The sequence below is a fragment of the Streptococcus mitis genome (assembly GCF_901542415.1).
Taxonomy (GTDB): Bacteria; Bacillota; Bacilli; order Lactobacillales; family Streptococcaceae; genus Streptococcus; species Streptococcus mitis_BL.
Genome location: NZ_CABEHV010000004.1, coordinates 210,241 through 234,148 on the forward strand (window position 1 = coordinate 210,241; position 23,908 = coordinate 234,148).

At 41.2% G+C, this 23,908-nt stretch carries 27 protein-coding genes and 1 tRNA gene; 26 read left to right on the top strand and 2 right to left on the bottom strand.

The window, feature by feature from the left end; all coding sequences use genetic code 11:
• The first annotated feature begins 3 nt into the window (after positions 1–3).
• The 16 genes from FQT24_RS10955 to FQT24_RS01410 all read left to right on the top strand — a co-directional run bounded on the left by FQT24_RS10955 (position 4) and on the right by FQT24_RS01410 (position 10,560).
• Positions 4–1,152 (top strand): hypothetical protein, encoded by a 1,149-nt coding sequence (locus FQT24_RS10955; protein ID WP_143951953.1) that lies wholly within the window; start codon positions 4–6, stop codon positions 1,150–1,152.
• Position 1,153: 1 nt separating this feature from the next.
• Complete coding sequence (locus tag FQT24_RS01345; protein ID WP_143951954.1) at positions 1,154–1,552, top strand: phage upper tail fiber protein; 399 nt, start codon at positions 1,154–1,156, stop codon at positions 1,550–1,552.
• 8 nt (positions 1,553–1,560) lie between these two features.
• A complete protein-coding gene (locus FQT24_RS01350; protein WP_143951955.1) occupies positions 1,561–1,956 on the top strand; it encodes a hypothetical protein in 396 nt (131 codons plus the stop codon).
• Positions 1,957–1,962: 6 nt separating this feature from the next.
• A complete protein-coding gene (locus tag FQT24_RS10905; protein WP_221928338.1) occupies positions 1,963–2,634 on the top strand; it encodes a hypothetical protein in 672 nt (223 codons plus the stop codon).
• On the top strand, positions 2,627–2,779 hold the full coding sequence (locus tag FQT24_RS10835) for a hypothetical protein (RefSeq protein ID WP_162837272.1): 153 nt from the start codon (positions 2,627–2,629) through the stop codon (positions 2,777–2,779). The genes FQT24_RS10905 and FQT24_RS10835 overlap by 8 nt, the downstream gene beginning before the upstream one ends.
• Positions 2,780–2,789: 10 nt before the next feature.
• Positions 2,790–3,227: a coiled-coil domain-containing protein gene (locus tag FQT24_RS01360; protein WP_061759909.1), complete on the top strand. Its 438-nt coding sequence runs from the start codon at positions 2,790–2,792 to the stop codon at positions 3,225–3,227.
• A gap of 17 nt (positions 3,228–3,244) precedes the next feature.
• Positions 3,245–3,730 carry a hypothetical protein gene (locus FQT24_RS01365; RefSeq protein WP_143951956.1) on the top strand — a complete coding sequence of 162 codons (486 nt, stop codon included), beginning with the start codon at positions 3,245–3,247 and terminating at the stop codon, positions 3,728–3,730.
• Between the two features lie 4 nt (positions 3,731–3,734).
• Entirely contained in the window at positions 3,735–4,067 is a 333-nt protein-coding gene (locus FQT24_RS01370) for a hypothetical protein (protein ID WP_143951957.1), read from the top strand.
• Between the two features lie 5 nt (positions 4,068–4,072).
• The gene (locus FQT24_RS01375; protein ID WP_143951958.1) at positions 4,073–4,786 is read left to right on the top strand and encodes a phage upper tail fiber protein; all 714 of its coding nucleotides are present in this window, start codon (positions 4,073–4,075) and stop codon (positions 4,784–4,786) included.
• Between the two features lie 2 nt (positions 4,787–4,788).
• Positions 4,789–5,151, top strand: coding sequence for a hypothetical protein (locus FQT24_RS01380; protein ID WP_143951959.1), 363 nt, complete (start codon positions 4,789–4,791; stop codon positions 5,149–5,151).
• A gap of 13 nt (positions 5,152–5,164) precedes the next feature.
• Positions 5,165–5,422, top strand: coding sequence for a phage holin (locus FQT24_RS01385; RefSeq protein WP_143951960.1), 258 nt, complete (start codon positions 5,165–5,167; stop codon positions 5,420–5,422).
• Between the two features lie 2 nt (positions 5,423–5,424).
• Entirely contained in the window at positions 5,425–6,291 is an 867-nt protein-coding gene (locus FQT24_RS11175; RefSeq protein WP_143951961.1) for a CHAP domain-containing protein, read from the top strand.
• Between the two features lie 161 nt (positions 6,292–6,452).
• Positions 6,453–6,659, top strand: a complete 207-nt coding sequence (locus FQT24_RS01395; RefSeq protein WP_084865372.1) for a hypothetical protein — start codon at positions 6,453–6,455, stop codon at positions 6,657–6,659.
• On the top strand, positions 6,643–7,074 hold the full coding sequence (locus FQT24_RS01400; protein WP_143951962.1) for a DUF2335 domain-containing protein: 432 nt from the start codon (positions 6,643–6,645) through the stop codon (positions 7,072–7,074). Before FQT24_RS01395 ends, FQT24_RS01400 begins: the two co-directional genes overlap by 17 nt.
• Positions 7,075–7,649: 575 nt before the next feature.
• Complete coding sequence (locus FQT24_RS01405; protein ID WP_101776655.1) at positions 7,650–8,984, top strand: Nramp family divalent metal transporter; 1,335 nt, start codon at positions 7,650–7,652, stop codon at positions 8,982–8,984.
• A gap of 118 nt (positions 8,985–9,102) precedes the next feature.
• Positions 9,103–10,560: an IS1182 family transposase gene (locus tag FQT24_RS01410; RefSeq protein WP_049550857.1), complete on the top strand. Its 1,458-nt coding sequence runs from the start codon at positions 9,103–9,105 to the stop codon at positions 10,558–10,560.
• A gap of 113 nt (positions 10,561–10,673) precedes the next feature.
• On the opposite strand, the gene FQT24_RS01415 is transcribed toward FQT24_RS01410, so the two are convergent.
• Positions 10,674–10,761 (bottom strand) — tRNA-Ser (locus FQT24_RS01415).
• 161 nt (positions 10,762–10,922) lie between these two features.
• On the opposite strand from FQT24_RS01415, the gene FQT24_RS01420 reads away from it, so the two are divergent.
• The 4 genes from FQT24_RS01420 (at position 10,923) to FQT24_RS01435 (ending at position 16,909) form a co-directional block, all read left to right on the top strand.
• On the top strand, positions 10,923–11,663 hold the full coding sequence (locus tag FQT24_RS01420; protein WP_000920651.1) for a DeoR/GlpR family DNA-binding transcription regulator: 741 nt from the start codon (positions 10,923–10,925) through the stop codon (positions 11,661–11,663).
• Entirely contained in the window at positions 11,660–12,571 is a 912-nt protein-coding gene (gene pfkB, locus FQT24_RS01425; protein ID WP_143951963.1) for a 1-phosphofructokinase, read from the top strand. The genes FQT24_RS01420 and pfkB overlap by 4 nt, the downstream gene beginning before the upstream one ends.
• Positions 12,568–14,520 carry a fructose-specific PTS transporter subunit EIIC gene (locus FQT24_RS01430; protein ID WP_143951964.1) on the top strand — a complete coding sequence of 651 codons (1,953 nt, stop codon included), beginning with the start codon at positions 12,568–12,570 and terminating at the stop codon, positions 14,518–14,520. The genes pfkB and FQT24_RS01430 overlap by 4 nt, the downstream gene beginning before the upstream one ends.
• Before the next feature lie 85 nt (positions 14,521–14,605).
• A complete protein-coding gene (locus tag FQT24_RS01435) occupies positions 14,606–16,909 on the top strand; it encodes a DNA translocase FtsK (RefSeq protein ID WP_084819646.1) in 2,304 nt (767 codons plus the stop codon).
• A gap of 44 nt (positions 16,910–16,953) precedes the next feature.
• On the opposite strand, the gene FQT24_RS01440 is transcribed toward FQT24_RS01435, so the two are convergent.
• Positions 16,954–17,382 (bottom strand): DUF6556 family protein, encoded by a 429-nt coding sequence (locus FQT24_RS01440; protein ID WP_143951965.1) that lies wholly within the window; start codon positions 17,380–17,382, stop codon positions 16,954–16,956.
• Positions 17,383–17,520: 138 nt separating this feature from the next.
• Between FQT24_RS01440 and FQT24_RS01445 the strand changes: the two genes are divergently transcribed.
• The 6 genes from FQT24_RS01445 (at position 17,521) to gla (ending at position 23,851) form a co-directional block, all read left to right on the top strand.
• Positions 17,521–18,663 (top strand): cysteine desulfurase family protein, encoded by a 1,143-nt coding sequence (locus FQT24_RS01445; RefSeq protein ID WP_143951966.1) that lies wholly within the window; start codon positions 17,521–17,523, stop codon positions 18,661–18,663.
• Between the two features lie 8 nt (positions 18,664–18,671).
• Positions 18,672–19,886, top strand: coding sequence for a tRNA uracil 4-sulfurtransferase ThiI (thiI, locus tag FQT24_RS01450; RefSeq protein WP_070527918.1), 1,215 nt, complete (start codon positions 18,672–18,674; stop codon positions 19,884–19,886).
• Positions 19,887–20,021: 135 nt separating this feature from the next.
• Positions 20,022–20,846 (top strand): alpha/beta hydrolase, encoded by an 825-nt coding sequence (locus FQT24_RS01455; protein WP_143951967.1) that lies wholly within the window; start codon positions 20,022–20,024, stop codon positions 20,844–20,846.
• A 20-nt stretch (positions 20,847–20,866) separates the two neighbouring features.
• The gene (locus FQT24_RS01460) at positions 20,867–21,607 is read left to right on the top strand and encodes an esterase family protein (protein WP_000546817.1); all 741 of its coding nucleotides are present in this window, start codon (positions 20,867–20,869) and stop codon (positions 21,605–21,607) included.
• A gap of 12 nt (positions 21,608–21,619) precedes the next feature.
• Entirely contained in the window at positions 21,620–22,786 is a 1,167-nt protein-coding gene (locus tag FQT24_RS01465) for an ATP-grasp domain-containing protein (RefSeq protein WP_143951968.1), read from the top strand.
• Positions 22,787–22,945: 159 nt separating this feature from the next.
• Positions 22,946–23,851 carry an aquaglyceroporin Gla gene (gene gla / locus FQT24_RS01470; protein ID WP_000348095.1) on the top strand — a complete coding sequence of 302 codons (906 nt, stop codon included), beginning with the start codon at positions 22,946–22,948 and terminating at the stop codon, positions 23,849–23,851.
• Positions 23,852–23,908: the final 57 nt, after the last annotated feature.

Genomic DNA, 23,908 nt, shown 5'->3' on the forward strand with positions numbered 1-23,908 from the left:
TAAATGGGATATTTTATCCAGCCTATTGTGACCGATAAAGCAATTAGCGAAACAGCCTTAGCAATTCAGAATAGAGAACCACTGGTTTTTTCTCGAATAGCTTTGGGTAGCGGACGGCATCGGACGGATATTAGTAAGAAAAACAATATCGTACAAATTGTTCATTCACTGCAAGTGACACAGTCTTTAGCGACGGATGTAGCTGATACGATTCGTCTAACAGCGAGGTTTGATAATTCACGGATTGAACGTGAAATGATTGTGAATGAAATCGGTGTATTTGCAAAACGTGGTAATCATGAAGAGTTCATGTACATGTACACTTGGGCAGAACAGGGAGATGTGATTCCTCCCAAAACATCTGCTTACGTATATCGAGATTATGATTTCAACACGACTATTAGTAAGAATAGTCAGATTACCATTCAATACAATGCGACTGACTTGGTTTATGCAACTGTCCCTGAATTGAAAGCGACAGAAAGAAAGCTACAAACCAATATTGATAATCACATTAGAGACACTGCCCGTCACGTTTCTGACCAAGAGCGCACACGCTGGAATGGGAAAGCCGACGCAACCCACCGTCATAAGGTTGCAGACATCGACGGTCTTGAAGCGATTATTGGCAATCAAACAACAAATAAAGCGAATCAAGCAGACCTTACTGCTCACATCAATAACCGAAACAACCCACACAATGTGACGAAACAACAGGTTGGGCTAGGGAATGTCGCAAATGTCGAACAAGCAAGTAAAGTTGATTTTCAAGACCATTCGAACAACCGCAACAATCCTCACGGTGTCACAAAGACACAGGTAGGTTTGGGGAATGTTACGAATGTGGAACAGGCTAGTAAGCAGGAGTTCAACGCTCACGCAACTAATAGTAACAATCCGCACAATGTGACGAAATCTCAAGTTGGTCTGGGCAACGTAGACAACGTAAGACAAGCAAGCTATGAGTCTGTAGAGGCTTTGAAGCGTGAGGTTCAGGAACACGAAGATAGACTAAATGCTATCGAGTACATGTTCTTGCAGAACGATTTCACTGCTCCGATTCGTACGGAAGACGGTACAGAACATACCTTGCTTGCTGATGAAAACGGTCATGTGATTGTCGCAGATTGGAAATATAGAATGGAGGTATAATATGGCAGTAATTAGTACACAGACACGGAAAGTAACTGATTTACCACAAACATATCAGGTCAACAACTCGGACAACATCATGATTCATGATGGGCGTGGGTTGAAAAAAGTGTCTGTGCAAACTTTTAAAAACGGAGTGAGTCCAACTCCCTCAACCGCAACAGCTGGTTCAAACGGAGTTGTCAGACCTGATAATTCAACGATTACAGTCGATAATTCGGGTGTTTTACGAGTAAACAGGTCAGCGCTTGGGATTCCAAGTACACCGTCCGAAGTAGTTGCTCACAAGCTGATTAACCAAAACGGAAATCAGCAAATGAAGTATTGGTATGGGTCTAAAGCGCAATATAATGTAATTGGTACAAAAGATCCTAACACAATCTATGATGTTTATGAGTAGGTGATGCTATGGCTACAAGAGAAGGAATCTATGTCGGAGGGCATGAGATTGTAGAACGATATGTTGGCTCAAGATTGGTTTGGGAGAGGTGGGTATTTGTAAAACAAATAGACATCTCAGAAGAAGTTTCAATCAGTGGTGGCAGCGGATTAACAGTTTCTTTGGAAAAGGAACGAACTGGATATGGTTATAGTACAGGTCGTTGGGGAAATGGTAAGTTAATCATTGCAGGTCGAACAACATTAGTCAAGTCAGCAACAGCAGAAATCTATACTAATAGCTGGAACAACAGGACCTACTACAAAGTTACTTTAGAGTTTTACAATTCAACAGATAAAGATCAATTTTTGTCTAGTCGTAACTATCGTGGTCTTCAATTTTATTCTAAAGAGAAAAAGAGGTAATTTAACATGGAATTTGTATTAGTAAATAAATTTTTTAGAGTTGGCAAGACGGAAGTCTCTATTCAATGTGACAAGCCGTTAACTTTTTTCACTCGTGAGTTGGAGGGTGACCGCTTGGGTGATACGGACGAAACGCTCATTGAAGCAGTCAAAGAGATTCTACGAACCGAATTAGACCCAACAAGTGCCATTGTCAAAAACCAAGAACAATTGGCTAAAACAACTGCAGCCCTTGAACAAGCGAATCAGCTTATGGAAGGTATGCAGAAGGTCAGCTTGCATAATACTGACGATATCGAGGAACTCTTTGCACGCTTGGAAGTGCTTGAGAAACACAATGGTATCGATCATGAGCATGAGGACAAAGCAGAGGGGCGTGAGGAAGCACCTCACGTTGCCGAGCCAGAAACCCATCCTGCTGAACCTGCTCCAGTAACTCAACCAGTTCAACCAGAACCCCAACCAGCTACAGAAGTAGCCACAAACGGAGTTCCTAACGTGGTCGTATCTGAACCAGCACCAGCGCAACCAACTACTGAACAACCAGTAGCAGAAGCGCCTACACAACCTGCACCAGCAGTAGAACAACCAACAGAAAGCGAGACAGAACATGAAATTCCTACACCGACAAGCGAAGCGAGCACTAGTGAAAACAATGGAGGTAGCAACAATGAGTAAGATTACATTAGACCAAGCTAAAATCGACATGTACATCAACCTGCTTAAACGTGGAGCGATTGACTTTTCATTTGTCAATAAACGCTTCCGAGACCGTGTGCGTAAAGAATTGGAACGCCTTGGCTTGAGCAATTTGGCGAACTAGAGAGGTGTTTATGGACGTCTTACAACAGATAGAACATTTCTTCATGAACGTGCTACCATCGGCTTCACCAATTATCATCGCTTGGCTTAGCTACAAATTGCCGAAAAAAGCCAAAGAAGAGACGGAGAAAATCGTCTCGGAACTAACCGATGTTAAGAAACAGATTAAAGATGTCCAGACTACCGCTAAAGATAGCAATTCCAAAATCGACGAAGTGCAAGAAAAATTAAAAATACACGATGAGGCGCATCTAAATACCATGAAGTTGCGCCTTGACCGTGATATGCGACGAGCTATTAACAGAGGATATACCTCTAGAGATGAATTCTCCCTAGTGGAAAGCATGCATAAAAGCTATAAAACTCTAGGAGGTAACGGCTACATAGACCGTTTATTCAGCGATTTTGAAAAATTGGATATCAAAGAAGGCATCTTAATAGATGATTAGATAGAAAGGGGCGCAGAGTGGGTTGTAACAAACGTAGAGTTAATACAACCAATTTGGCTCGAATTGATGGTGGCGACCTTATTAAACAAGGGGATTTGTCTTCTACCTTTGGGTTTGAGTTGTTAGACGAGAATTACCGTGTCATGACTTTGTTTGAAGGTCAAGATGCGGTTGTCACTCTGACAAAGGGACAACGAAGATGGAAGACAACTGCTCCCGTCACTAGCCATTCTGTCAATTTCAATTTAGACAGTGTTCTACCAAGCGGAAAATACCGAGTGGAAATCTCGGTTGGAGGGTATATCTTCCCAAGCGATAGAGATACTTATATTGAAATTGAAGACTCAGATAGGGAATTGGTTACGGAAGATGTCTACACTTTGAAGGAGTTAGATATCGAAAAAGAAGTAAAAAAACAGCTTGCAGAAAGACCTGCAAGCGAAGGTGGAGCATGTCAGGAAATCCCTGACTTGCTCTTTTATTATAACTTAGGAAAGGTGTAAAACAATGGACACAACAAAATTAACAGCATTCGCACAAGCTGTCGGAGCAGATATCAAAGAAGTAAAACAAAGCGTCAGCACAAAAGTAGAATCTTCAGCAATGACGCAAGCTATCTCTCAGGCAGTCACTCAAGCTAAATCAGAAGTTAAAGCTGAAATCTTGGGTGAGTCTGTACCTGAAAATCTTGATACTTTGAAAGAAATTGCTGACAAAATCACGAACATGGGACAAGACGAAAACGGCGCACTCCTTGGAAAAATCACAGAAGTTGGTGGACGTGTAGACCAGATTGTCAATCTTGATTTGGTAGCGACTTACAACCAAGCGAAAGCGTGAAGCCTATGAATAACCTTGAAAGTCTAGCGGCTGAAATTGGTAAGGATATCAAGGGCATTAAAGAGCAACAGGTTACGAAAGATGAGCTGGAACAAAAAGCCTATCTGACAAGCCATCAATCCTTGTCGGGTTACGCATTGAAATCGGAGTTGTACAATGATATCCCAATTAAGGCAAGGATTAGTGCGTTAGAAAACCGTCCATCATTCGATACGCTGACACCGACTCAACGTGATAGATTGAAGGGTGAGAATGGTCATAGCTTAAGTGTCAATGTCCGTATCGAAGGATCTTATCGAAATGGCGCTACTAGCCAATTGAATCTGTTTGCGGATGTATTCTACGATGGCGAAGCAATCACGAGTGGTTATACTCTTGATTATTATTACCGTGGTTTTGGGAATAACAACTGGGGGGTATTGAGAAATCAGACTCCTGATTCAGCTGGTAAATTTGGAACATGGAGTGCTACCCAGCGCTCTGGTGGTTGGTTCGAAGTCCGCATTGAAGTGAATTACAGAGGTCTTAAGGCCTCTGGGTTCACTCATTTAGATAACGTAAACGATGGCCCCAGAGGAGCAAACGGAGCGCCTGGTCAGAACATCATCAACCAACAGGGACAACAAGCACTGAAGTATTGGGCAGGAACACAAGCGCAGTACGATGCTCTTCCAACCAAAGACCCTAACACGATTTATGATATCTTTAAGCAGGTGTAGTTATGAAAGATAGAATAAGGATAATGTTAGGCAATCAGGAGATTGTTAAGCGGTATATTGGCGATAGGTTGGTGTGGAGTGGTGGAGGAGAAATTTTATTAACAATAGAACCAAGTGGTTCTTCCGGTTATAAAGCTACTATATCTTTTTATCTACCCAATACATTAATCATACCTAACAATTTTGATTATAAACAAATAAAATCTATGCAAGCCGACGATAAACCACCTCTTTCATTACCAGGAATATCTTATCTTTATAATGATGGAAATTTTTTTGAAATAACATTAGTCGGAGATGACTCAATAGGGGGAAAAATAGAAAAATACACAAAAAAAGCAAAAATAATTAAATTTTTAAGGTAGAAAGGAAAAACATATGATTAACTGGAAACTACGACTAGAAAATAAATACTTTTACCTGTCTGCTATCCCAGCATTCTTGCTTGTTTTGCAAGCTGGTGCAGCAGTCTTTGGATATCGTCTTGATTTGGGTGATATCGGCAACAAGCTGATTTTGCTTGTCAATGCGGTCTTCGTATTCTTGACTGCAATCGGATTGGTCAATGACCCAACCACAAGCGGAATCACAGACAGCACACGAGCGCTAGAATATAAGAAACCAAGTGAGGAGTAGGTATGTCAAAAAAACAAGAAATGATTCAATTCTTCATCGACAAGGCCGATTCTGGCGATGGAGTGGATAATGATGGAGCCTATGGCTTTCAGTGCGCTGACGTACCTTGTTACGGCCTCCGTCATTGGTACGGTGTGACCCTTTGGGGCAATGCTTACGACTTGCTTGAGTCAGCACGTTCACAAGGCTTGAAAGTCGTGTATGACGCTGACTATCCAAAAGCTGGTTGGTTCTTCGTAAAATCCTACGTAGCTGGCGACGGTGTCAACTACGGGCATACAGGACTTGTCTATGAAGACTCAGACGGAAATACTATCAAGACGATTGAGCAGAACATCGATGGCAACTGGGACTACTTGGAAGTAGGTGGCCCTTGTCGCTACAACGAGCGCTCTGTCGATGAAATCGTTGGGTATATTGTACCGCCTGAAGAAGTCGAAATTGGCTGGCAACAGAACCAGTACGGCTGGTGGTGGGTTCGTGAAGACGGTACATACCCAACTGACAAATGGGAGAAAATCAATGACGTTTGGTACTATTTCAATGATAAAGGCTTCATGAAGCGTAGTACTTGGTTGAACTACAAAGATGCTTGGTACTGGTTCACGGATTCAGGGTCTATGGCTACTGGCTGGGCTCGTATCAATAACGCTTGGTATTACTTTGATGAAGACGGCAAGATGGTCACTGGTTGGATCAAGCATAAGCTGACTTGGTACTATCTTGACCGTAAGAATGGCAACATGGTATCTAACTCATTTGTCCAATCAGCGGACGGAAAAGGCTGGTACTACCTCAAAGCAGACGGAACGATGGCAGACAAACCAGAGTTCACAGTAGAGCCAGAAGGCTTGGTTACAGTTAAATAAATAGAAAGGAAACTTTCTAAATTGTTCTTTCTACCCCACAGGACTCGTTCTTGTGGGGATTTTTTCGTTAAAAAGAGTAAGAAACATTGACTTTTTTAAAGAAAGATGTCATAATCAAGTTAATTCAAAAAATATTATGGAGCGAGTAGGAGGAATTTGGTATGTTAAAAAATACAAAACAACCTCAATACTTTAAGTCTTTTTTACTTGGTATGACAGCAATTGTATTGCCTGTTTTTAGCTTTAACCAGAGCATTTCAAAAGTAAAAGCTGATACAGTCCCAGACTGGAAGAAAGTCAAAAGTGATTACAAGAAATCAACGATGGGCATTCAGAAAGAGGTAATGAAATTTGGATACCGAGAATAAAGAATTGATTGAAGTCAATAATATTGTTGATGAAGTCGAGCGCTTACCACATGAACAGCGTCAAGTAGTTCTGCAGAAGTTGGAAATCTATCAAGGTGATCTACCACATCCAGATATCCTCAAAGGATATCAAGAGCTATATCCTGATGCTGCACAAAAGATTATTGATAATGGTATTGCAGAAAGCCAACATCGTAGAGAGATGGAAGATAAATACTTATCAGGGAATATCTCTTCTCATAAATTAGGACAGCTATTTGGTTTTTTAATCGCCCTCGTTGTTATTATTGGTGGAATTTATTTAATAGCTACAGATAAACAAATTGCAGGTAGTGTTTTAACTGGAACTACTGCACTAGGGCTAATTGGTTTGTTCACAGGGAATAGTCAAAATAAAAACAAAGACAAAGAATAGTTCTTTCACCGCAGGCTTAGGCTTGCGGTTTTTTTGTTTGCTCTGAAAAAGGTTGGATTTAAAATCCAAGTAATGTAAATCGAATAAACGCTTTTTTGTTAAAGAGTTATAAAAGGAGTTACAAAATAAAATATAGCTTGATTTAATAGTGTATCAGAGACTCCCACCGGCTCCATTATTCCTTTGCATTCTTTTGCATTCCTTGGTAAAACGTTGTTAAATCAACGTTTTTTGTTTTTGTCTTTGGTATTCTTTTGCAAAAAAAGAATACAACATTTTGTTGTATCCTAAATATTAAATCAAGTCCTGAATTTTCTTAAGTTTTTATCATATTTTCTGTTATAATTAAGGTGCCTTAAGAAAAATAATGAAAAAACTAAATGTTTTTCATATAGTTTTCATTTTTGTGTTATAATTAAGGTGCCTTAAGAAAAATATTAAGGTGCCTTAAGAAAAATAATGAAAAAACTAAATGTTTTTCATATAGTTTTCATTGTTTTAATAGTTTAAAGTCAATCTTATTTTTCTCTAATAGAAAATAATGAAAAAGTAGGTTTAGAAAGAGGTAAGTATCTATGTCTTCTCATAAAAAAGTGTCACTCTCTGAGATTAATCAATCTATCGATACTCCAAATAACAATCATTTCTGGCAAAATTTAAATGCCTTTTTAGGTCCGGGTGCTCTTGTCGCAGTTGGTTATATGGATCCAGGAAACTGGATTACCAGTGTAGTCGGTGGTGCTTCCTATAAGTATAGTCTCTTGTTTGTTATCTTGATTTCATCTCTCATTGCCATGCAACTTCAGCAGATGGCAGGAAAGCTTGGTATTGTAACCCAGATGGACCTGGCTCAAGCAACGGCTCATCATTCACCTAAATGGCTTCGTTATAGTCTATGGGTGATTTTAGAATTAGCCTTGATGGCGACAGATCTGGCAGAAGTTCTAGGTTCAGCGATTGCTCTCAATCTTCTCTTTAAGATTCCGATTATGATAGCAATTCTCTTGACCGTGTTGGATGTTTTTCTCTTATTGCTTCTGATGAAATTTGGCTTTAAGAAGATTGAAGCTATTGTGACAACACTGATTTTAACCATTCTAGCAATTTTTACCTATCTGGTAGCTTTGTCACATCCAAGCTTCCAAGGAATCGTTGAGGGTTATCTACCGAATGCAACCTTATTTGAAAGTCCCTTGCCAGGGCATGAAAGTCAATTAACCTTGGCACTAGGGATCGTGGGAGCAACGGTTATGCCCCATAACCTCTATTTGCATTCTTCCTTGTCTCAAACTCGGAAAATCAATCACAAGGACAAGGATGATGTTCGAAAAGCGGTGCGCTTTATGACCTGGGATTCAAATCTCCAATTATCCTTGGCCTTTGTGGTTAACTCCCTTCTATTAATTCTCGGGGCGGCTCTCTTTTTCGGCCATGCATCTGAGATTTCTGCCTTCTCTCAAATGTATAATGCCTTGCAGGATTCTACTATTGCAGGAGCTATAGCTAGCTCGACCTTATCAACCTTGTTTGCCTTGGCTTTATTAGCCAGTGGTCAAAATTCGACAATTACGGGTACCTTGACTGGACAAATCGTTATGGAAGGTTTCTTGCATATGAGATTACCTCAATGGTTCATTCGTTTGGCAACTCGTCTCTTTGCCTTGTTGCCTGTCATGATTGTAGCGGTTCTGTTTGGTCATCAGGAAAAAACATTGGATCAGTTATTGGTTTATTCACAAGTCTTTCTTTCGATTGCTCTTCCATTTTCAATCTTCCCACTGATTTATCTAACTTCTAAGAAATCACTGATGGGAGAATTTACCAATGCCAAATGGAATACCATCCTTGGCTATATCGTTTCCATTATCTTAACAATTCTCAATGTGAAATTGTTATTTGATATTTTCTAAGAAATTCACCCGAGTTATAAAACAAGCATATAAGAAAAAAGATACCCAAGATTTCGAGCCTACTGAAAAAGTCATCAAATTGATGGCTTTTTTGTTATACTAGAGATGAGGTGAAATGATGCTTGATAATCAGTTAACTATGGATGTCAGTCCTTATTCTAGTTTGTATGATATCGTGGTTCCTAAAAACCACTTTTTACGTCAGCTAACTGAACTCTGTGATTTTAGCTTTATTTATGATGAACTAGAAAAGAATTATCGTCCCGATTTTGGGCGTAAAGCTTATTCACCGATTATGATGTTCAAATATCTCTTGTTAAAAGATATTTATAAGTTATCAGATGTAGATGTGGTAGGACGTTCCTTGTCAGATATGGCCTTTAAATTTTTTCTTGGTCTAGCTCCTGAAGATTCTGTTATCGAGCCATCCTCTCTGACAAAATTTAGAAAGCTAAGAATTAAAGATGACAAACTGCTTGATGTATTGATTCAGAAGTCTGTTCAAATTGCACTCGAACATAACTTGATTAAGAGTAAAATCCTCATTGTGGATGCCACTCACACCAAATCTCATTATAATCATAAGAAACCCCAAGAAATCCTTAGAGAGCGTTCAAAAGCTTTACGTAAAACAATTTATCAACATTCAGAAGATATCAAAATAGAATTTCCAAAGAAACCTCAAGAAGATAACCTCGAAGCAGAGTTGACCTATACAGAGGAGTTAATGGCTGTGGTTGAAAAACACGAGGAACTCTTAGCCCTACCGGCTGTTTCTCAAAAGTTCAATTACCTAAAAGAGGCTGTCGAGGACGACTTAGAACATTTGGAAGCTTCTGTTAAGGAGGAGGCTAGGCTCGGACATAAGACAGCCGACAGCTCTTTCTATGGATATAAAAGTCATATCGCTATGACGGATGAACGGATTATTACTGCTTGTGTGGTTACTTCTGGTGAACAAAGCGATGGGAAATATTTACCTGAATTATATGCCAAAACAAAGGAAAATAGTCTGGACATCGAGACTATTATTGGTGATGCGGCTTATTCAGGAAAGGACAACATTCAACTAGCTCGCAAAGAAAAGATTCATTTGGTTTCAAAACTGAATCCTTCTGTTTCAAAAGGTTACCGTAAAGAAGAGGATGCGTTTGAATTTAATAAAGATGCAGGGCTATTTGTCTGTCCAGAAGGACACATGGCTGTTCGCAAAGCAAGGACAGGGAAAAAATATCAAAATAAGAATCAAGTTGTCACTCATTACTTTGACATTGAGAAGTGCAAGAGTTGCCTTTCCAAGGAAGGATGTTATAAGGAGGGGGCAAAGTCTAAAACTTATTCAATAGCCATTAAGAGTGACGACCATCTTTTCCAGAAGAAATTTCAGGAAACACCTTATTTTAAAGAAATGGCCAGACATCGCTATAAAATCGAAGCAAAGAATGCCGAACTAAAACAGAGACATGGCTTTGATGTCGCGAGAGCATCGGGTCTTTTCAGCATGGAGTTACAGGCAGCAACAACCATTTTCGTGGTCAATATGAAACGAATTATGACCTTAATAAATACAAAATAACCGAGGAATTCGCTCAAATTAACGAGAGATTCCTCGGTTTTCATTTCATTAAAAGTAAGAGACCTGTTTTTTCAGTGGACTCAAGATTTCTTGGGTATCTTTTTTAAAATAAACGGAAGACATGGGATTCGAACCCACGCACGCTGTTACACGCCTACCGCGTTTCCAACACGGCCTCTTAAGCCTCTTGAGTAATCTTCCAATACTTACTCAAATAGTCTACCATAAAGGCCCCTATCTTGCAATAAAAATTCTAGAAATAAGAAAAATGATAGATTTTGAAAGAAAATGATAAAAAATGCTTGACTTTGAAAGAAAGTGTGATAGAATGAATAGTGTAAACGATAACAGGAGGTGATTCAGTGTTAAAAACAGAGCGGAAACAACTGATTTTAGAGGAGTTAAATCAACATCATGTAGTTTCTCTAGAAAAATTAGTTAGTTTGCTAGAGACCTCAGAATCAACGGTTCGAAGAGACTTGGATGAGTTGGAAGCGGAAAACAAGCTTCGTCGCGTGCATGGTGGAGCAGAATTGCCCCATTCCTTGCAGGAAGAAGAAACCATTCAAGAAAAATCTGTCAAAAACCTTCAAGAAAAGAAGTTGCTGGCTCAGAAAGCAGCCTCTCTCATTAAGGAACAAGATGTCATCTTTATCGATGCTGGAACAACAACTGCTTTTTTGATCCATGAATTGGTCAATAAGAATATTACTGTTGTGACAAATTCGATTCACCATGCCGCACAGTTGGTTGAAAAGCAGATTCCAACTGTCATGGTTGGAGGAAGTGTCAAGATGGCAACAGATGCTAGCATCGGGGGCGTTGCTCTTAACCAGATTAACCAATTGCACTTTGACCGTGCCTTTATCGGGATGAATGGTGTGGACGATGGCTATTATACGACTCCTGATATGGAGGAGGGGGCTGTGAAGCGTGCTATTTTAGAAAATGCAAAACAGACCTATGTCTTGGTGGATTCGTCAAAAATTGGACAAACTTGCTTTGCCAAGGTAGCACCACTCAAACGAGCTATTGTTATCACAAGTCAAGGGCATGAGCTCTTGCAGGCTATTAAGGAGAAAACGGAGGTAATAGAAGTATGATTTATACAGTCACACTCAATCCATCCATTGACTATATCGTTCGTTTGGACCAAGTCCAAGTTGGTAGTGTCAATCGTATGGACAGTGATGATAAGTTTGCTGGTGGGAAAGGAATCAATGTCAGCCGTGTCTTGAAACGTTTGGATATACCAAATACAGCGACGGGATTTATCGGAGGCTTTACTGGTAAATTTATCACAGATACCCTTGCAGAGGAAGAAATCGAGACATGTTTTGTCCAAGTGGCAGAAGATACTCGTATCAATGTTAAAATCAAAGCAGACCAAGAAACAGAAATCAACGGAACGGGTCCAAATGTGGAACCAGCTCAGCTAGAAGAATTGAAAGATATTTTGTCTAGTTTGACTGCAGAAGACACGGTTGTATTTGCGGGTTCAAGTGCTAAAAATCTAGGCAATGTTATCTATAAGGATTTGATTACCTTGACGCGTCAGACGGGTGCGCAAGTGGTTTGTGACTTTGAAGGACAGACCTTGATTGATAGTTTGGACTACCAGCCGCTTTTGGTCAAACCAAACAATCATGAACTGGGAGCTATCTTTGGAGTGAAACTCGAAAGTTTAGATGAAATCGAGAACTATGCTCGTCAGTTACTGGCCAAAGGAGCTCAAAATGTCATTATCTCCATGGCTGGGGACGGTGCCCTTCTTGTCACATCTGAGGGAGCTTATTTCGCAAAACCTATCAAGGGAACAGTCAAAAATTCAGTTGGTGCTGGTGATTCTATGGTTGCCGGATTCACAGGTGAATTTGTCAAATCTAAAGATGCAGTAGAAGCCTTCAAATGGGGAGTGGCTTGCGGAACGGCAACCACCTTCTCAGATGACTTGGCAACAGCAGAATTTATTAAAGAAACATATGAAAAAGTTGAGGTAGAAAAACGATGAAAATTCAAGACCTATTGAGAAAAGATGTTATGTTGCTGGATTTGCAAGCAACTGAAAAAACAGCTGTCATCGACGAGATGATTAAAAGTTTGACAGACCACGGTTATGTGACAGATTTTGAAACCTTTAAAGAAGGAATTTTGGCGCGTGAAGCTCTCACTTCTACAGGTTTGGGTGATGGTATCGCAATGCCTCACAGCAAAAATGCTGCTGTCAAAGAAGCGACAGTTCTCTTTGCCAAGTCAAACAAGGGTGTTGACTACGAGAGCTTGGATGGACAATCAACTGACCTCTTCTTTATGATTGCAGCTCCAGAAGGTGCCAATGATACTCACTTGGCAGCCTTGGCAGAATTGTCTCAATACTTGATGAAAGACGGTTTTGCTGACAAACTTCGTCAAGTAACATCAGCTGACCAAGTTATCGAACTTTTTAACCAAGCTTCAGAAAAAACTGAAGAGCCTGTTCAAGTACCTGCTAATAACTCGGGTGACTTTATCGTAGCTGTTACAGCTTGTACAACAGGTATTGCCCACACTTACATGGCTCAAGAAGCTCTTCAAAAAGTAGCTGCTGAAATGGGTGTTGGGATCAAGGTTGAGACTAATGGTGCTAGCGGTGTTGGAAATCAACTAACTGCAGAAGATATCCGCAAGGCTAAAGCTGTTATCATCGCAGCAGACAAGGCCGTTGAAATGGATCGTTTCGATGGCAAACCATTGATCAATCGTCCAGTTGCTGACGGTATCCGTAAAACAGAAGAATTGATTAACTTGGCTCTTTCAGGAGATGCTGAAGTCTACCGTGCTGCTAATGGAGCAAAAGCTTCGACAGCAAGCAACGAAAAACAAAGCCTTGGTGGTGCCTTCTACAAACACTTGATGAGTGGTGTATCTCAAATGTTGCCATTCGTTATAGGTGGTGGTATCATGATTGCCCTTGCCTTCTTGATTGACGGTGCTTTGGGTGTTCCAAATGAAAATCTTGGTAATCTTGGTTCCTACCATGAGCTAGCTTCTATGTTTATGAAAATTGGTGGAGCTGCCTTTGGTTTGATGCTCCCAGTCTTTGCAGGTTATGTTGCCTACTCTATCGCTGAAAAACCAGGTTTGGTAGCAGGTTTCGTGGCTGGTGCTATTGCCAAAGAAGGTTTTGCCTTTGGTAAAATTCCTTATGCCGCAGGTGGTGAAGCAACTTCAACTCTTGCAGGTGTCTCATCTGGTTTCCTAGGTGCCCTTGTTGGTGGATTTATCGCAGGTGCTTTAGTTCTTGCTATCAAGAAATACGTTAAAGTTCCTCGTTCACTCGAAGGTGCTAAATCAATTCTTCTCTTGCCACTTCTTGGAACAATCTTGACTGGATTTGTCATGCTAGCTGTGAATATCCCAATGGCAGCAATCAATACTGCTATGAATGACTTCCTAGGCGGTCTTGGAGGAGGTTCAGCTGTCCTTCTTGGTATCGTCCTTGGTGGAATGATGGCTGTTGACATGGGTGGACCAGTTAACAAAGCGGCTTATGTATTTGGTACAGGTACGCTTGCAGCGACTGTTTCTTCAGGTGGTTCTGTGGCTATGGCAGCAGTTATGGCTGGAGGAATGGTGCCACCACTTGCCATCTTTGTCGCAACTCTTCTCTTTAAAGACAAATTTACTAAGGAAGAACGCAACTCTGGTTTGACAAACATCATCATGGGCTTGTCATTTATCACTGAGGGAGCGATTCCGTTTGGTGCAGCTGACCCAGCTCGTGCGATCCCAAGCTTCATCCTTGGTTCAGCAGTAGCAGGTGGACTCGTTGGTCTTACTGGTATCAAACTAATGGCGCCACACGGAGGAATCTTCGTTATCGCCCTTACTTCTAATGCTCTTCTTTACCTCGTGTCTGTCTTGGTAGGAGCAATCGTAAGTGGTGTAGTCTATGGTTACCTACGCAAACCACAAGCATAAAAAATAGAAAAATGAAAAGATTGTACCGTTTGGTGCAGTCTTTTTCTCTTTCCGAAATGCCTGTGAAATATGGTATAATAGAAGAATGGCAAACAAGAATACAAGTAAAACAAGACGGAGACCGTCTAAAGCAGAACTCGAAAGAAAAGAAGCGATTCAACGAATGTTGATTTCGTTGGGAATCGCCCTTTTATTGATTTTTGCAGCCTTTAAATTAGGGGCTGCAGGTATCACCCTTTACAATCTAATTCGCTTGCTGGTAGGTAGCCTAGCTTATTTGGCAATATTTGGTATCCTGCTCTATCTCTTCTTCTTCAAGTGGATACGAAAACAGGAAGGACTCTTATCAGGATTTTTCACCATATTTGCTGGCTTACTCTTGATTTTTGAGGCCTACTTGGTTTGGAAATATGGTTTGGACAAGTCGGTCTTAAAAGGAACTATGGCTCAGGTTGTGACTGATTTGACTGGTTTTCGAACGACCAGTTTTGCTGGTGGAGGCTTGATTGGTGTTGGACTCTATGTGCCAACAGCCTTTCTCTTCTCAAATATCGGTACTTACTTTATTGGTTCTATCTTGATTTTAGTGGGTGCTCTCCTAGTCAGTCCTTGGTCTGTTTACGATATTGCTGAATTTTTCAGTAGAGGCTTTGCCAAATGGTGGGAAGGGCATGAGCGTCGAAAAGAGGAACGATTTGTTAAACAAGAAGAAAAAGCTCGCCAAAAGGCTGAGGAAGAGGCTAGATTAGAAAAAGAAGAGGCTGAAAAAGCCTTACTCGATATGCCTCCTGTTGATATGGAAACGGGTGAAATTCTGACAGAAGATGTTGTTCTTGACGTTCCATCTGTTCCGGAAGAAGAGTGGGTAGAACCAGAAATCATCCTGCCTCAAGCTGAACATGAATTCCCTGAACATGAGGAGGTCTTTGATGATGAAGATGTACAAGTTGATTTTTCAGCCAAGGAGGCTCTTGAATATAAACTTCCAAGCTTACAACTCTTTGCCCCAGATAAACCAAAAGACCAGTCGAAAGAGAAGAAGATTGTTCGAGAAAATATCAAAATCCTAGAAGAAACCTTTGCTAGCTTTGGTATCAAGGTAACGGTTGAACGGGCTGAAATTGGGCCGTCAGTGACCAAGTATGAAGTCAAGCCAGCAGTCGGTGTACGGGTTAACCGCATTTCCAATCTAGCAGATGACCTCGCTCTAGCCTTGGCAGCCAAGGATGTCCGAATTGAAGCACCAATTCCTGGGAAATCCCTGGTCGGAATCGAAGTACCCAACTCTGAAATTGCGACAGTTTCTTTCCGCGAACTATGGGAACAATCTCAAACGAAAGCAGAAAATCTCTTAGAAATTCCTCTAGGAAAGGCAGTTAATGGCACCGCAAGAGCTTTTGACCTTTCCAAGATGCCCCACTTGCTAGTTGCAGGTTCAACGGGTTCAGGGAAGTCAGTAGCTGTTAACGGCATTATCGCTAGCATCCTCATGAAGGCGAGACCTGACCAAGTTAAATTTATGATGGTCGATCCCAAGATGGTTGAGTTGTCTGTTTACAATGATATTCCCCACCTCTTGATTCCAGTCGTGACCAATCCACGTAAGGCCAGCAAGGCTTTGCAAAAGGTCGTGGATGAAATGGAAAATCGTTATGAACTCTTTGCCAAGGTGGGAGTTCGGAATATTGCAGGTTTTAATGCCAAGGTAGAAGAGTTTAATGCTCAGTCTGAGTACAAGCAGGTTCCGCTACCACTCATTGTTGTAATTGTGGATGAGTTGGCTGACCTTATGATGGTAGCCAGCAAGGAAGTGGAAGATGCTATCATTCGTCTCGGACAGAAGGCGCGTGCTGCAGGTATCCACATGATTCTTGCAACCCAGCGTCCGTCCGTTGACGTCATTTCTGGTCTGATCAAGGCCAATGTCCCATCTCGTGTTGCTTTCGCAGTTTCATCAGGAACAGACTCCCGTACTATTTTAGATGAAAATGGAGCTGAGAAACTGCTTGGACGTGGAGATATGCTCTTTAAACCAATCGATGAAAATCATCCAGTTCGTCTCCAAGGATCCTTTATCTCGGATGATGATGTTGAAAGCATCGTAAACTTTATCAAGGCTCAGGCAGATGCGGACTACGATGAGAGTTTTGATCCAGGTGAGGTTTCTGAAAATGAAGGAGAATTTTCAGATGGTGAATCTGGTGGTGACCCGCTCTTTGAAGAAGCCAAGGCTTTGGTCATTGAGACCCAGAAAGCCAGCGCATCTATGATTCAGCGTCGTTTGTCAGTTGGATTTAACCGTGCGACCCGCCTTATGGAAGAACTTGAGATGGCAGGTGTCATTGGCCCAGCTGAAGGTACCAAACCAAGAAAAGTTTTACAACAATAAAAAAATAGCTTCTTTCCAAGTTTGGAAGGAGGCTATTTTAGTGATTATTGATTAGTTTTATTTTCCGAAGTTGGGGTATTGGACTGTTTTTCATTTTCAGTAGTAGGCTTACTTGGAGCAGGAGTAGTAGATTCCTGAGTTGCTGCTTTCTGCTCTTCTTTTTTCTCTTCCTTGACGCTAGATTTTGGCGTTTCTTCTTGTTGTGTTTTTTCTTGGGTAGTGTTATTTTCCTTATTAGGGCTGGTGTTTTCCTGAGGGGATTCCTTTTGAATTTCTTTGACAATTGTTGTCGTCTGGCTTGTCGTAGGTTCTTTTTTAGTATTTTTGTTATTATCCAAGGCGTTCATGATAGTGATACTTGCGGTAATTAAGCCGAGGATACTACCGATAGTAGCAACGGTTTTTTGAAAGACTGTAAAGCCTTTTTTGATGTGTTCTGTTTTTGGTTTTGAAGTTCTACGATAATTAGACATGCATTCTCTCCTTTAATTAAAATTTATTATACCTCATTTCTTTAAAAAAATCTTAAAAAAAGAGGAATTGCCCTTTCTTGTCGCAAGCTTCGTTTCATGATACAATAGAAGGAGTGATTTTAGAAAGCGTGAGAAAACATGATTTACTTTGATAATTCGGCGACGACCAAGCCCTATCCTGAAGCCCTTGAAACCTATATGCAGGTGGCTTCAAAAATTTTAGGAAATCCATCTAGTCTCCATCGTTTGGGAGACCAGGCAACACGAATCTTAGATGCTTCTCGTCAACAGATTGCAGATTTAATCGGTAAGAAAAGTGATGAAATCTTCTTTACTTCTGGTGGGACAGAAGGAGATAACTGGGTTATCAAGGGTGTGGCCTTTGAAAAGGCTCAGTTTGGAAAACACATCATTGTATCAGCCATTGAACATCCGGCAGTCAAAGAGTCAGCCCTCTGGTTGAAAAGTCAAGGATTTGAAGTAGATTTTGCTCCAGTTGATAACAAAGGATTTGTAGATGTTGAAGCGTTATCAGATTTGATAAGACCTGATACGACCCTCGTTTCCGTCATGGCTGTGAACAATGAAATCGGCTCGATTCAACCTATTCAAGCTATTTCAGAACTATTGGCAGACAAGCCAACTATTTCCTTCCACGTTGATGCGGTTCAGGCACTTGCCAAGATTCCGACTGAAAAGTATCTGACAGAACGAGTGGATTTTGCGACTTTCTCTAGTCACAAGTTTCACGGAGTTCGAGGTGTTGGATTTGTCTATATCAAGTCTGGCAAGAAGATTACGCCTCTGTTGACTGGTGGTGGTCAGGAGCGTGATTATCGTTCAACAACTGAAAATGTGGCAGGAATTGCAGCGACAGCCAAGGCTCTCCGTTTGTCTATGGAAAAGCTAGGTTTCTTTACTAGCAAGACTGGGCAGATGAAGGCAGTGATTCGCCAAGCCCTTCTGGACTATCCAGATATTTTTGTCTTTTCAGATGAGGAAGACTTTGCCCCTCATATTCTGACTTTTGGAATCAAGGGTGTTCGTGGTGAAGTCATCGTTCACGCCTTTGAAGACTATGATATTTTTATCTCAACGACCTCTGCTTGTTCGTCAAAGGCAGGAAAACCAGCCGGAACCCTGATTGCTATGGGAGTGGACAAGGATAAGGCTCAGTCAGCTGTGCGTTTAAGCCTAGACCTTGAAAATGATATGAGTCAGGTCGAGCAGTTTTTGACCAAGTTAAAATTAATTTACAATCAAACTAGAAAAGTAAGATAGGAGCATTCATGCAGTATTCAGAAATTATGATTCGCTACGGAGAGTTGTCAACCAAGGGTAAAAATCGTATGCGTTTCATCAATAAACTTCGCAATAATATATCAGACGTTTTGTCTATCTATCCCCAAGTTAAGGTAACGGCAGATCGTGACCGTGCCCACGCTTACCTAAATGGAGCAGATTACACAGCAGTAGCAGAATCACTCAAACAAGTTTTTGGGATTCAAAACTTTTCTCCTGTTTATAAGGTCGAAAAATCTGTAGAAGTTCTGAAGTCTGCTGTCCAAGAGATTATGCAGGACATCTACAAGGATGGCATGACCTTTAAAATTTCTGGCAAGCGTAGCGACCACAACTTTGAGTTGGATAGTCGTGAACTCAATCAAACACTTGGAGGAGCTGTTTTCGAAGCCATTCCAAATGTGCAAGCTCAAATGAAAAGTCCTGACATCAATCTTCAGGTGGAAATCCGTGAAGAAGCAGCCTATCTTTCTTATGAAACCATTCGTGGGGCTGGTGGTTTGCCAGTTGGAACTTCAGGTAAAGGGATGCTCATGTTGTCAGGAGGGATCGACTCACCTGTAGCAGGTTATCTTGCACTTAAGCGTGGGGTGGATATTGAGGCTGTTCATTTTGCCAGCCCACCTTACACGAGTCCAGGCGCTCTTAAAAAAGCCCAAGATTTGACCCGTAAATTAACCAAGTTTGGGGGAAATATCCAGTTTATCGAAGTACCTTTCACAGAGATTCAAGAGGAAATCAAGGCCAAAGCGCCAGAAGCTTACTTGATGACTCTAACGCGTCGTTTTATGATGCGGATTACAGATCGTATTCGTGAGGTACGAAATGGTTTAGTTATCATCAATGGGGAAAGCCTAGGTCAAGTAGCCAGCCAAACCTTGGAGAGCATGCAGGCTATCAATGCAGTTACCAACACTCCCATCATCCGTCCAGTTGTGACAATGGATAAGTTGGAAATCATTGACATTGCTCAGGAAATTGACACCTTTGAAATTTCTATCCAGCCTTTTGAAGACTGTTGTACCATTTTTGCGCCAGATCGTCCGAAAACAAATCCTAAGATTAAGAATGCGGAGCAGTATGAAGCTCGTATGGATGTTGAAGGTTTAGTTGAGCGAGCAGTGGCTGGAATCATGATTACTGAGATTACACCGCAGGCTGAAAAAGATGAAGTCGATGACTTGATTGACAATCTTCTCTAATCAGAAAATCCAAAAGAATTTAGAAAGTTAAATGAAAAAGTTAGTTTTTAATCCAAAAATGGAAGCAAAACTGACTTTTTTTCTATTTTTATGATATAATGAGATAAAATTTTGAATATAGAGAGTTTTCTGACAATGAATCAATCCTACTTTTATTTAAAAATGAAAGAACACAAACTCAAGGTTCCTTATATAGGTAAGGAACGCCGTGTACGTGTTCTGCTTCCTAAAGATTATGAGAAAGACACGGATCGTTCCTATCCTGTTGTTTACTTTCATGACGGGCAAAATGTTTTTTATAGCAAGGAGTCTTTCATTGGCCATTCATGGAAGATTATCCCAGCTATTAAGCGTAATCCTGATATCAGTCGCATGATTGTCGTCGCCATTGACAATGATGGTATGGGGCGGATGAATGAGTATGCGGCTTGGAAGTTCCAAGAATCTCCTATCCCAGGACAGCAATTTGGCGGTAAGGGCGTGGAGTATGCCGAGTTTGTTATGGAGGTGGTCAAGCCATTTATCGATGAGACCTACCGTACTAAAGCTGACTGCCAGCATACGGCTATGATTGGGTCTTCACTAGGAGGCAATATTACCCAGTTTATCGGTTTGGAATACCAAGACCAAATTGGTTGCTTGGGCGTCTTTTCATCTGCCAACTGGCTCCATCAAGAAGCCTTTAATCGCTATATTGAACGCAAGAAACTATCGCCTGACCAGCGTATCTTTATCTATGTTGGAACTGAAGAAGCAGATGATACGGACAAGACCCTGATGGCTGGTAATATCAAACAAGCCTATATCGATTCGTCTCTTCGGTATTACCATGATTTGATAGCAGGTGGGGTACACTTAGATAATCTTGTCTTGAAAGTTCAATCTGGTGCCATCCATAGTGAAATCCCTTGGTCGGAGAATTTACCAGACTGTCTGAGATTTTTTGCAGAGAAATGGTAAGTTAGAAAAGGAGAAAGCCAATGCATATTGAAAACCTTAGCCACTGGAGTGGCAATCTTAACCGTGAAATGTACCTTAATCGTTATGGACATGCAGGGATTCCAGTTGTGGTCTTTGCTTCATCAGGTGGTAGTCACAATGAATACTATGATTTTGGCATGATTGATGCTTGTGCTTCTTTTATCGAGGAAGGCCGTGTTCAGTTCTTTACCCTATCCAGTGTAGATAGTGAGAGCTGGTTGGCCACTTGGAAAAATGGTCATGACCAAGCAGAGATGCACCGTGCCTACGAGCGTTATGTGATTGAGGAGGCTATTCCTTTTATCAAGCACAAGACAGGTTGGTTTGATGGTATGATGACGACAGGTTGCTCCATGGGCGCCTACCATGCAGTCAACTTTTTCCTCCAACATCCAGATGTCTTTACCAAGGTGATTGCTCTCAGTGGTGTTTACGACGCACGTTTCTTTGTCGGCGATTACTACAATGACGATGCTATTTACCAAAACTCGCCAGTAGATTATATCTGGAACCAGAACGACGGCTGGTTTATTGACCGTTATCGTCAGGCAGAGATTGTGCTGTGTACGGGTCTTGGTGCCTGGGAACAAGACGGTCTACCATCCTTTTACAAGCTCAAAGAAGCCTTTGACCAGAAACAAATTCCAGCCTGGTTTGCTGAATGGGGACACGATGTCGCCCACGACTGGGAATGGTGGCGCAAACAAATGCCTTATTTCCTTGGAAATCTCTATTTATAAAAGGAGTTACCTATGAATTACCTTGTTATTTCTCCCTACTATCCGCAAAACTTTCAACAGTTTACCATTGAGCTAGCCAATAAAGGTATCACAGTCTTGGGGATTGGCCAAGAACCATACGAGCAATTGGATGAACCTTTACGCAATAGCCTGACCGAGTATTTCCGTGTGGACAATCTTGAAAATATAGATGAAGTCAAGAGAGCGGTTGCTTTTCTCTTTTATAAACATGGCCCGATAGACCGTATTGAATCCCACAATGAATACTGGCTTGAGCTGGATGCAACACTCAGGGAACAATTCAATGTCTTTGGTGCCAAACCAGAGGATCTCAAAAAGACGAAATTTAAGTCTGAAATGAAGAAACTCTTCAAAAAAGCAGGTGTCCCCGTGGTACCAGGCGCTGTTATCCAGACAGAAGCAGATGTGGATCAAGCAGTGAATGAAATCGGTCTTCCAATGATTGCCAAACCTGATAATGGAGTGGGAGCAGCCGCAACCTTTAAACTTGAGACAGAAGATGATATCAATCACTTCAAGTCTGAGTGGGATCATTCAACTGTTTATTTCTTTGAGAAATTTGTTACTTCTAGCGAAATTTGTACCTTTGATGGTCTAGTGGGTAAGGATGGAAAGATTGTTTTTTCAACGACCTTCGACTACGCCTATACACCGCTGGATCTCATGATTTACAAGATGGACAATTCCTACTATGTGCTCAAGGATATGGATCCCAAATTACGTAAATATGGTGAGGCCATTGTCAAGGAATTTGGTATGAAAGAACGGTTCTTCCATATCGAGTTCTTCCGTGAAGGGGATGATTACATCGCCATTGAGTACAATAACCGGCCTGCAGGTGGTTTCACTATTGATGTTTATAACTTTGCTCATTCTTTGGATCTTTATCGTGGCTATGCTGCTATTGTAGCAGGGGAAGAGTTCCCAGCGTCAGACTTTGAACCTCAGTATTGTTTGGCTACTTCTCGCCGTGCAAATGCTCATTATGTTTATTCAGAAGAGGACTTGCTTGCTAAATATAGCCAGCAGTTCAAGGTGAAAAAAATCATGCCTGCAGCCTTTGCGGAACTTCAAGGGGATTACCTTTATATGTTGACAACTCCGAGTCGACAAGAAATGGAGCAGATGATTGCTGATTTCGGACAACGTCAAGAATAAGAACTCTCGGATTAAGGAAATGCACCTCCTTAATCCTTTTGTTTCAATAAGAGAAATAAAACCGCTTTCCCATATATTCTTTTAGAAAACCTGTTGCTAAAAGATATAAAAATTGATAGAATAAGGATTGTCTAAAAAATTTTAAGGAGAATCTATCAAATGGATTTCACATGGGCAATTAAATATGCCACTGAATTTTTGGCCACTGCTATTTTGATCATTCTTGGAAATGGTGCAGTTGCCAACGTTGAACTTAAAGGTACGAAAGGTCACCAAAGTGGCTGGATCGTTATCGCTGTTGGTTATGGTATGGGGGTTATGATCCCAGCCTTGATGTTTGGTAACGTATCAGGTAACCACATTAACCCAGCCTTCACTCTTGGACTTGCGATCAGCGGTCTCTTCCCTTGGGCACAAGTTGCGCCTTATATCATCGCACAAGTTTTGGGTGCTATCTTTGGTCAAGCCTTGGTTGTGGCAACACACCGCCCATATTACTTGAAAACTGAAAATCCAAACAACATTTTGGGTACTTTCTCAACCATTTCAAGTTTGGATAATGGTACAAAAGAATCACGTTTTGCAGCAACTGTTAACGGTTTTGTAAACGAGTTTGTTGGTTCATTTGTTCTTTTCTTTGCAGCTCTTGGAATGACTAAAAACTTCTTTGGTGCTGAACTAGTATCAAAAGCACAAGCGGCTATTAATGCTCAAGTTGCACAAGCAACTACTCAAGGTCAAACCATTCCTCAAGAACAAGTAACAGCAGCACTTGACCAAGCTAAAGAACAAGTAGCGCCATTTATGACATCAGGTCTTGGAATTGCTCACTTGGCACTTGGATTCCTTGTTATGGCTTTGGTAACATCACTTGGTGGACCTACAGGGCCTGCCTTGAACCCAGCCCGTGACTTGGGACCACGTCTCCTTCATGCTTTCCTTCCAAAATCAGTTCTTGGTGAGCACAAAGGTGATTCAAAATGGTGGTATTCTTGGGTACCAGTAGTAGCACCGATCGCAGCAGCAATTGCGGCAGTAGCTATCTTCAAATTCCTTTACCTATAAGAAATTGAAACCGAGGAAATCCTCGGTTTTTTAGATGAAATTTTACGAAAAAAAGGT

Bases quoted from the DNA above. Each gene is read 5' to 3' on its own strand.
- FQT24_RS10955 (WP_143951953.1), top strand. From the start codon at position 4: ATGGGATATTTTATCCAGCCTATTGTGACCGATAAAGCAATTAGCGAA.
- FQT24_RS01345 (WP_143951954.1), top strand. From the start codon at position 1,154: ATGGCAGTAATTAGTACACAGACACGGAAAGTAACTGATTTACCACAA.
- FQT24_RS01350 (WP_143951955.1), top strand. From the start codon at position 1,561: ATGGCTACAAGAGAAGGAATCTATGTCGGAGGGCATGAGATTGTAGAA.
- FQT24_RS10905 (WP_221928338.1), top strand. From the start codon at position 1,963: ATGGAATTTGTATTAGTAAATAAATTTTTTAGAGTTGGCAAGACGGAA.
- FQT24_RS10835 (WP_162837272.1), top strand. From the start codon at position 2,627: ATGAGTAAGATTACATTAGACCAAGCTAAAATCGACATGTACATCAAC.
- FQT24_RS01360 (WP_061759909.1), top strand. From the start codon at position 2,790: ATGGACGTCTTACAACAGATAGAACATTTCTTCATGAACGTGCTACCA.
- FQT24_RS01370 (WP_143951957.1), top strand. From the start codon at position 3,735: ATGGACACAACAAAATTAACAGCATTCGCACAAGCTGTCGGAGCAGAT.
- FQT24_RS01375 (WP_143951958.1), top strand. From the start codon at position 4,073: ATGAATAACCTTGAAAGTCTAGCGGCTGAAATTGGTAAGGATATCAAG.
- FQT24_RS01380 (WP_143951959.1), top strand. From the start codon at position 4,789: ATGAAAGATAGAATAAGGATAATGTTAGGCAATCAGGAGATTGTTAAG.
- FQT24_RS01385 (WP_143951960.1), top strand. From the start codon at position 5,165: ATGATTAACTGGAAACTACGACTAGAAAATAAATACTTTTACCTGTCT.
- FQT24_RS11175 (WP_143951961.1), top strand. From the start codon at position 5,425: ATGTCAAAAAAACAAGAAATGATTCAATTCTTCATCGACAAGGCCGAT.
- FQT24_RS01395 (WP_084865372.1), top strand. From the start codon at position 6,453: ATGTTAAAAAATACAAAACAACCTCAATACTTTAAGTCTTTTTTACTT.
- FQT24_RS01405 (WP_101776655.1), top strand. From the start codon at position 7,650: ATGTCTTCTCATAAAAAAGTGTCACTCTCTGAGATTAATCAATCTATC.
- FQT24_RS01410 (WP_049550857.1), top strand. From the start codon at position 9,103: ATGCTTGATAATCAGTTAACTATGGATGTCAGTCCTTATTCTAGTTTG.
- pfkB (WP_143951963.1), top strand. From the start codon at position 11,660: ATGATTTATACAGTCACACTCAATCCATCCATTGACTATATCGTTCGT.
- FQT24_RS01430 (WP_143951964.1), top strand. From the start codon at position 12,568: ATGAAAATTCAAGACCTATTGAGAAAAGATGTTATGTTGCTGGATTTG.
- FQT24_RS01435 (WP_084819646.1), top strand. From the start codon at position 14,606: ATGGCAAACAAGAATACAAGTAAAACAAGACGGAGACCGTCTAAAGCA.
- FQT24_RS01440 (WP_143951965.1), bottom strand. From the start codon at position 17,382: ATGTCTAATTATCGTAGAACTTCAAAACCAAAAACAGAACACATCAAA.
- FQT24_RS01445 (WP_143951966.1), top strand. From the start codon at position 17,521: ATGATTTACTTTGATAATTCGGCGACGACCAAGCCCTATCCTGAAGCC.
- thiI (WP_070527918.1), top strand. From the start codon at position 18,672: ATGCAGTATTCAGAAATTATGATTCGCTACGGAGAGTTGTCAACCAAG.
- FQT24_RS01455 (WP_143951967.1), top strand. From the start codon at position 20,022: ATGAATCAATCCTACTTTTATTTAAAAATGAAAGAACACAAACTCAAG.
- FQT24_RS01460 (WP_000546817.1), top strand. From the start codon at position 20,867: ATGCATATTGAAAACCTTAGCCACTGGAGTGGCAATCTTAACCGTGAA.
- FQT24_RS01465 (WP_143951968.1), top strand. From the start codon at position 21,620: ATGAATTACCTTGTTATTTCTCCCTACTATCCGCAAAACTTTCAACAG.
- gla (WP_000348095.1), top strand. From the start codon at position 22,946: ATGGATTTCACATGGGCAATTAAATATGCCACTGAATTTTTGGCCACT.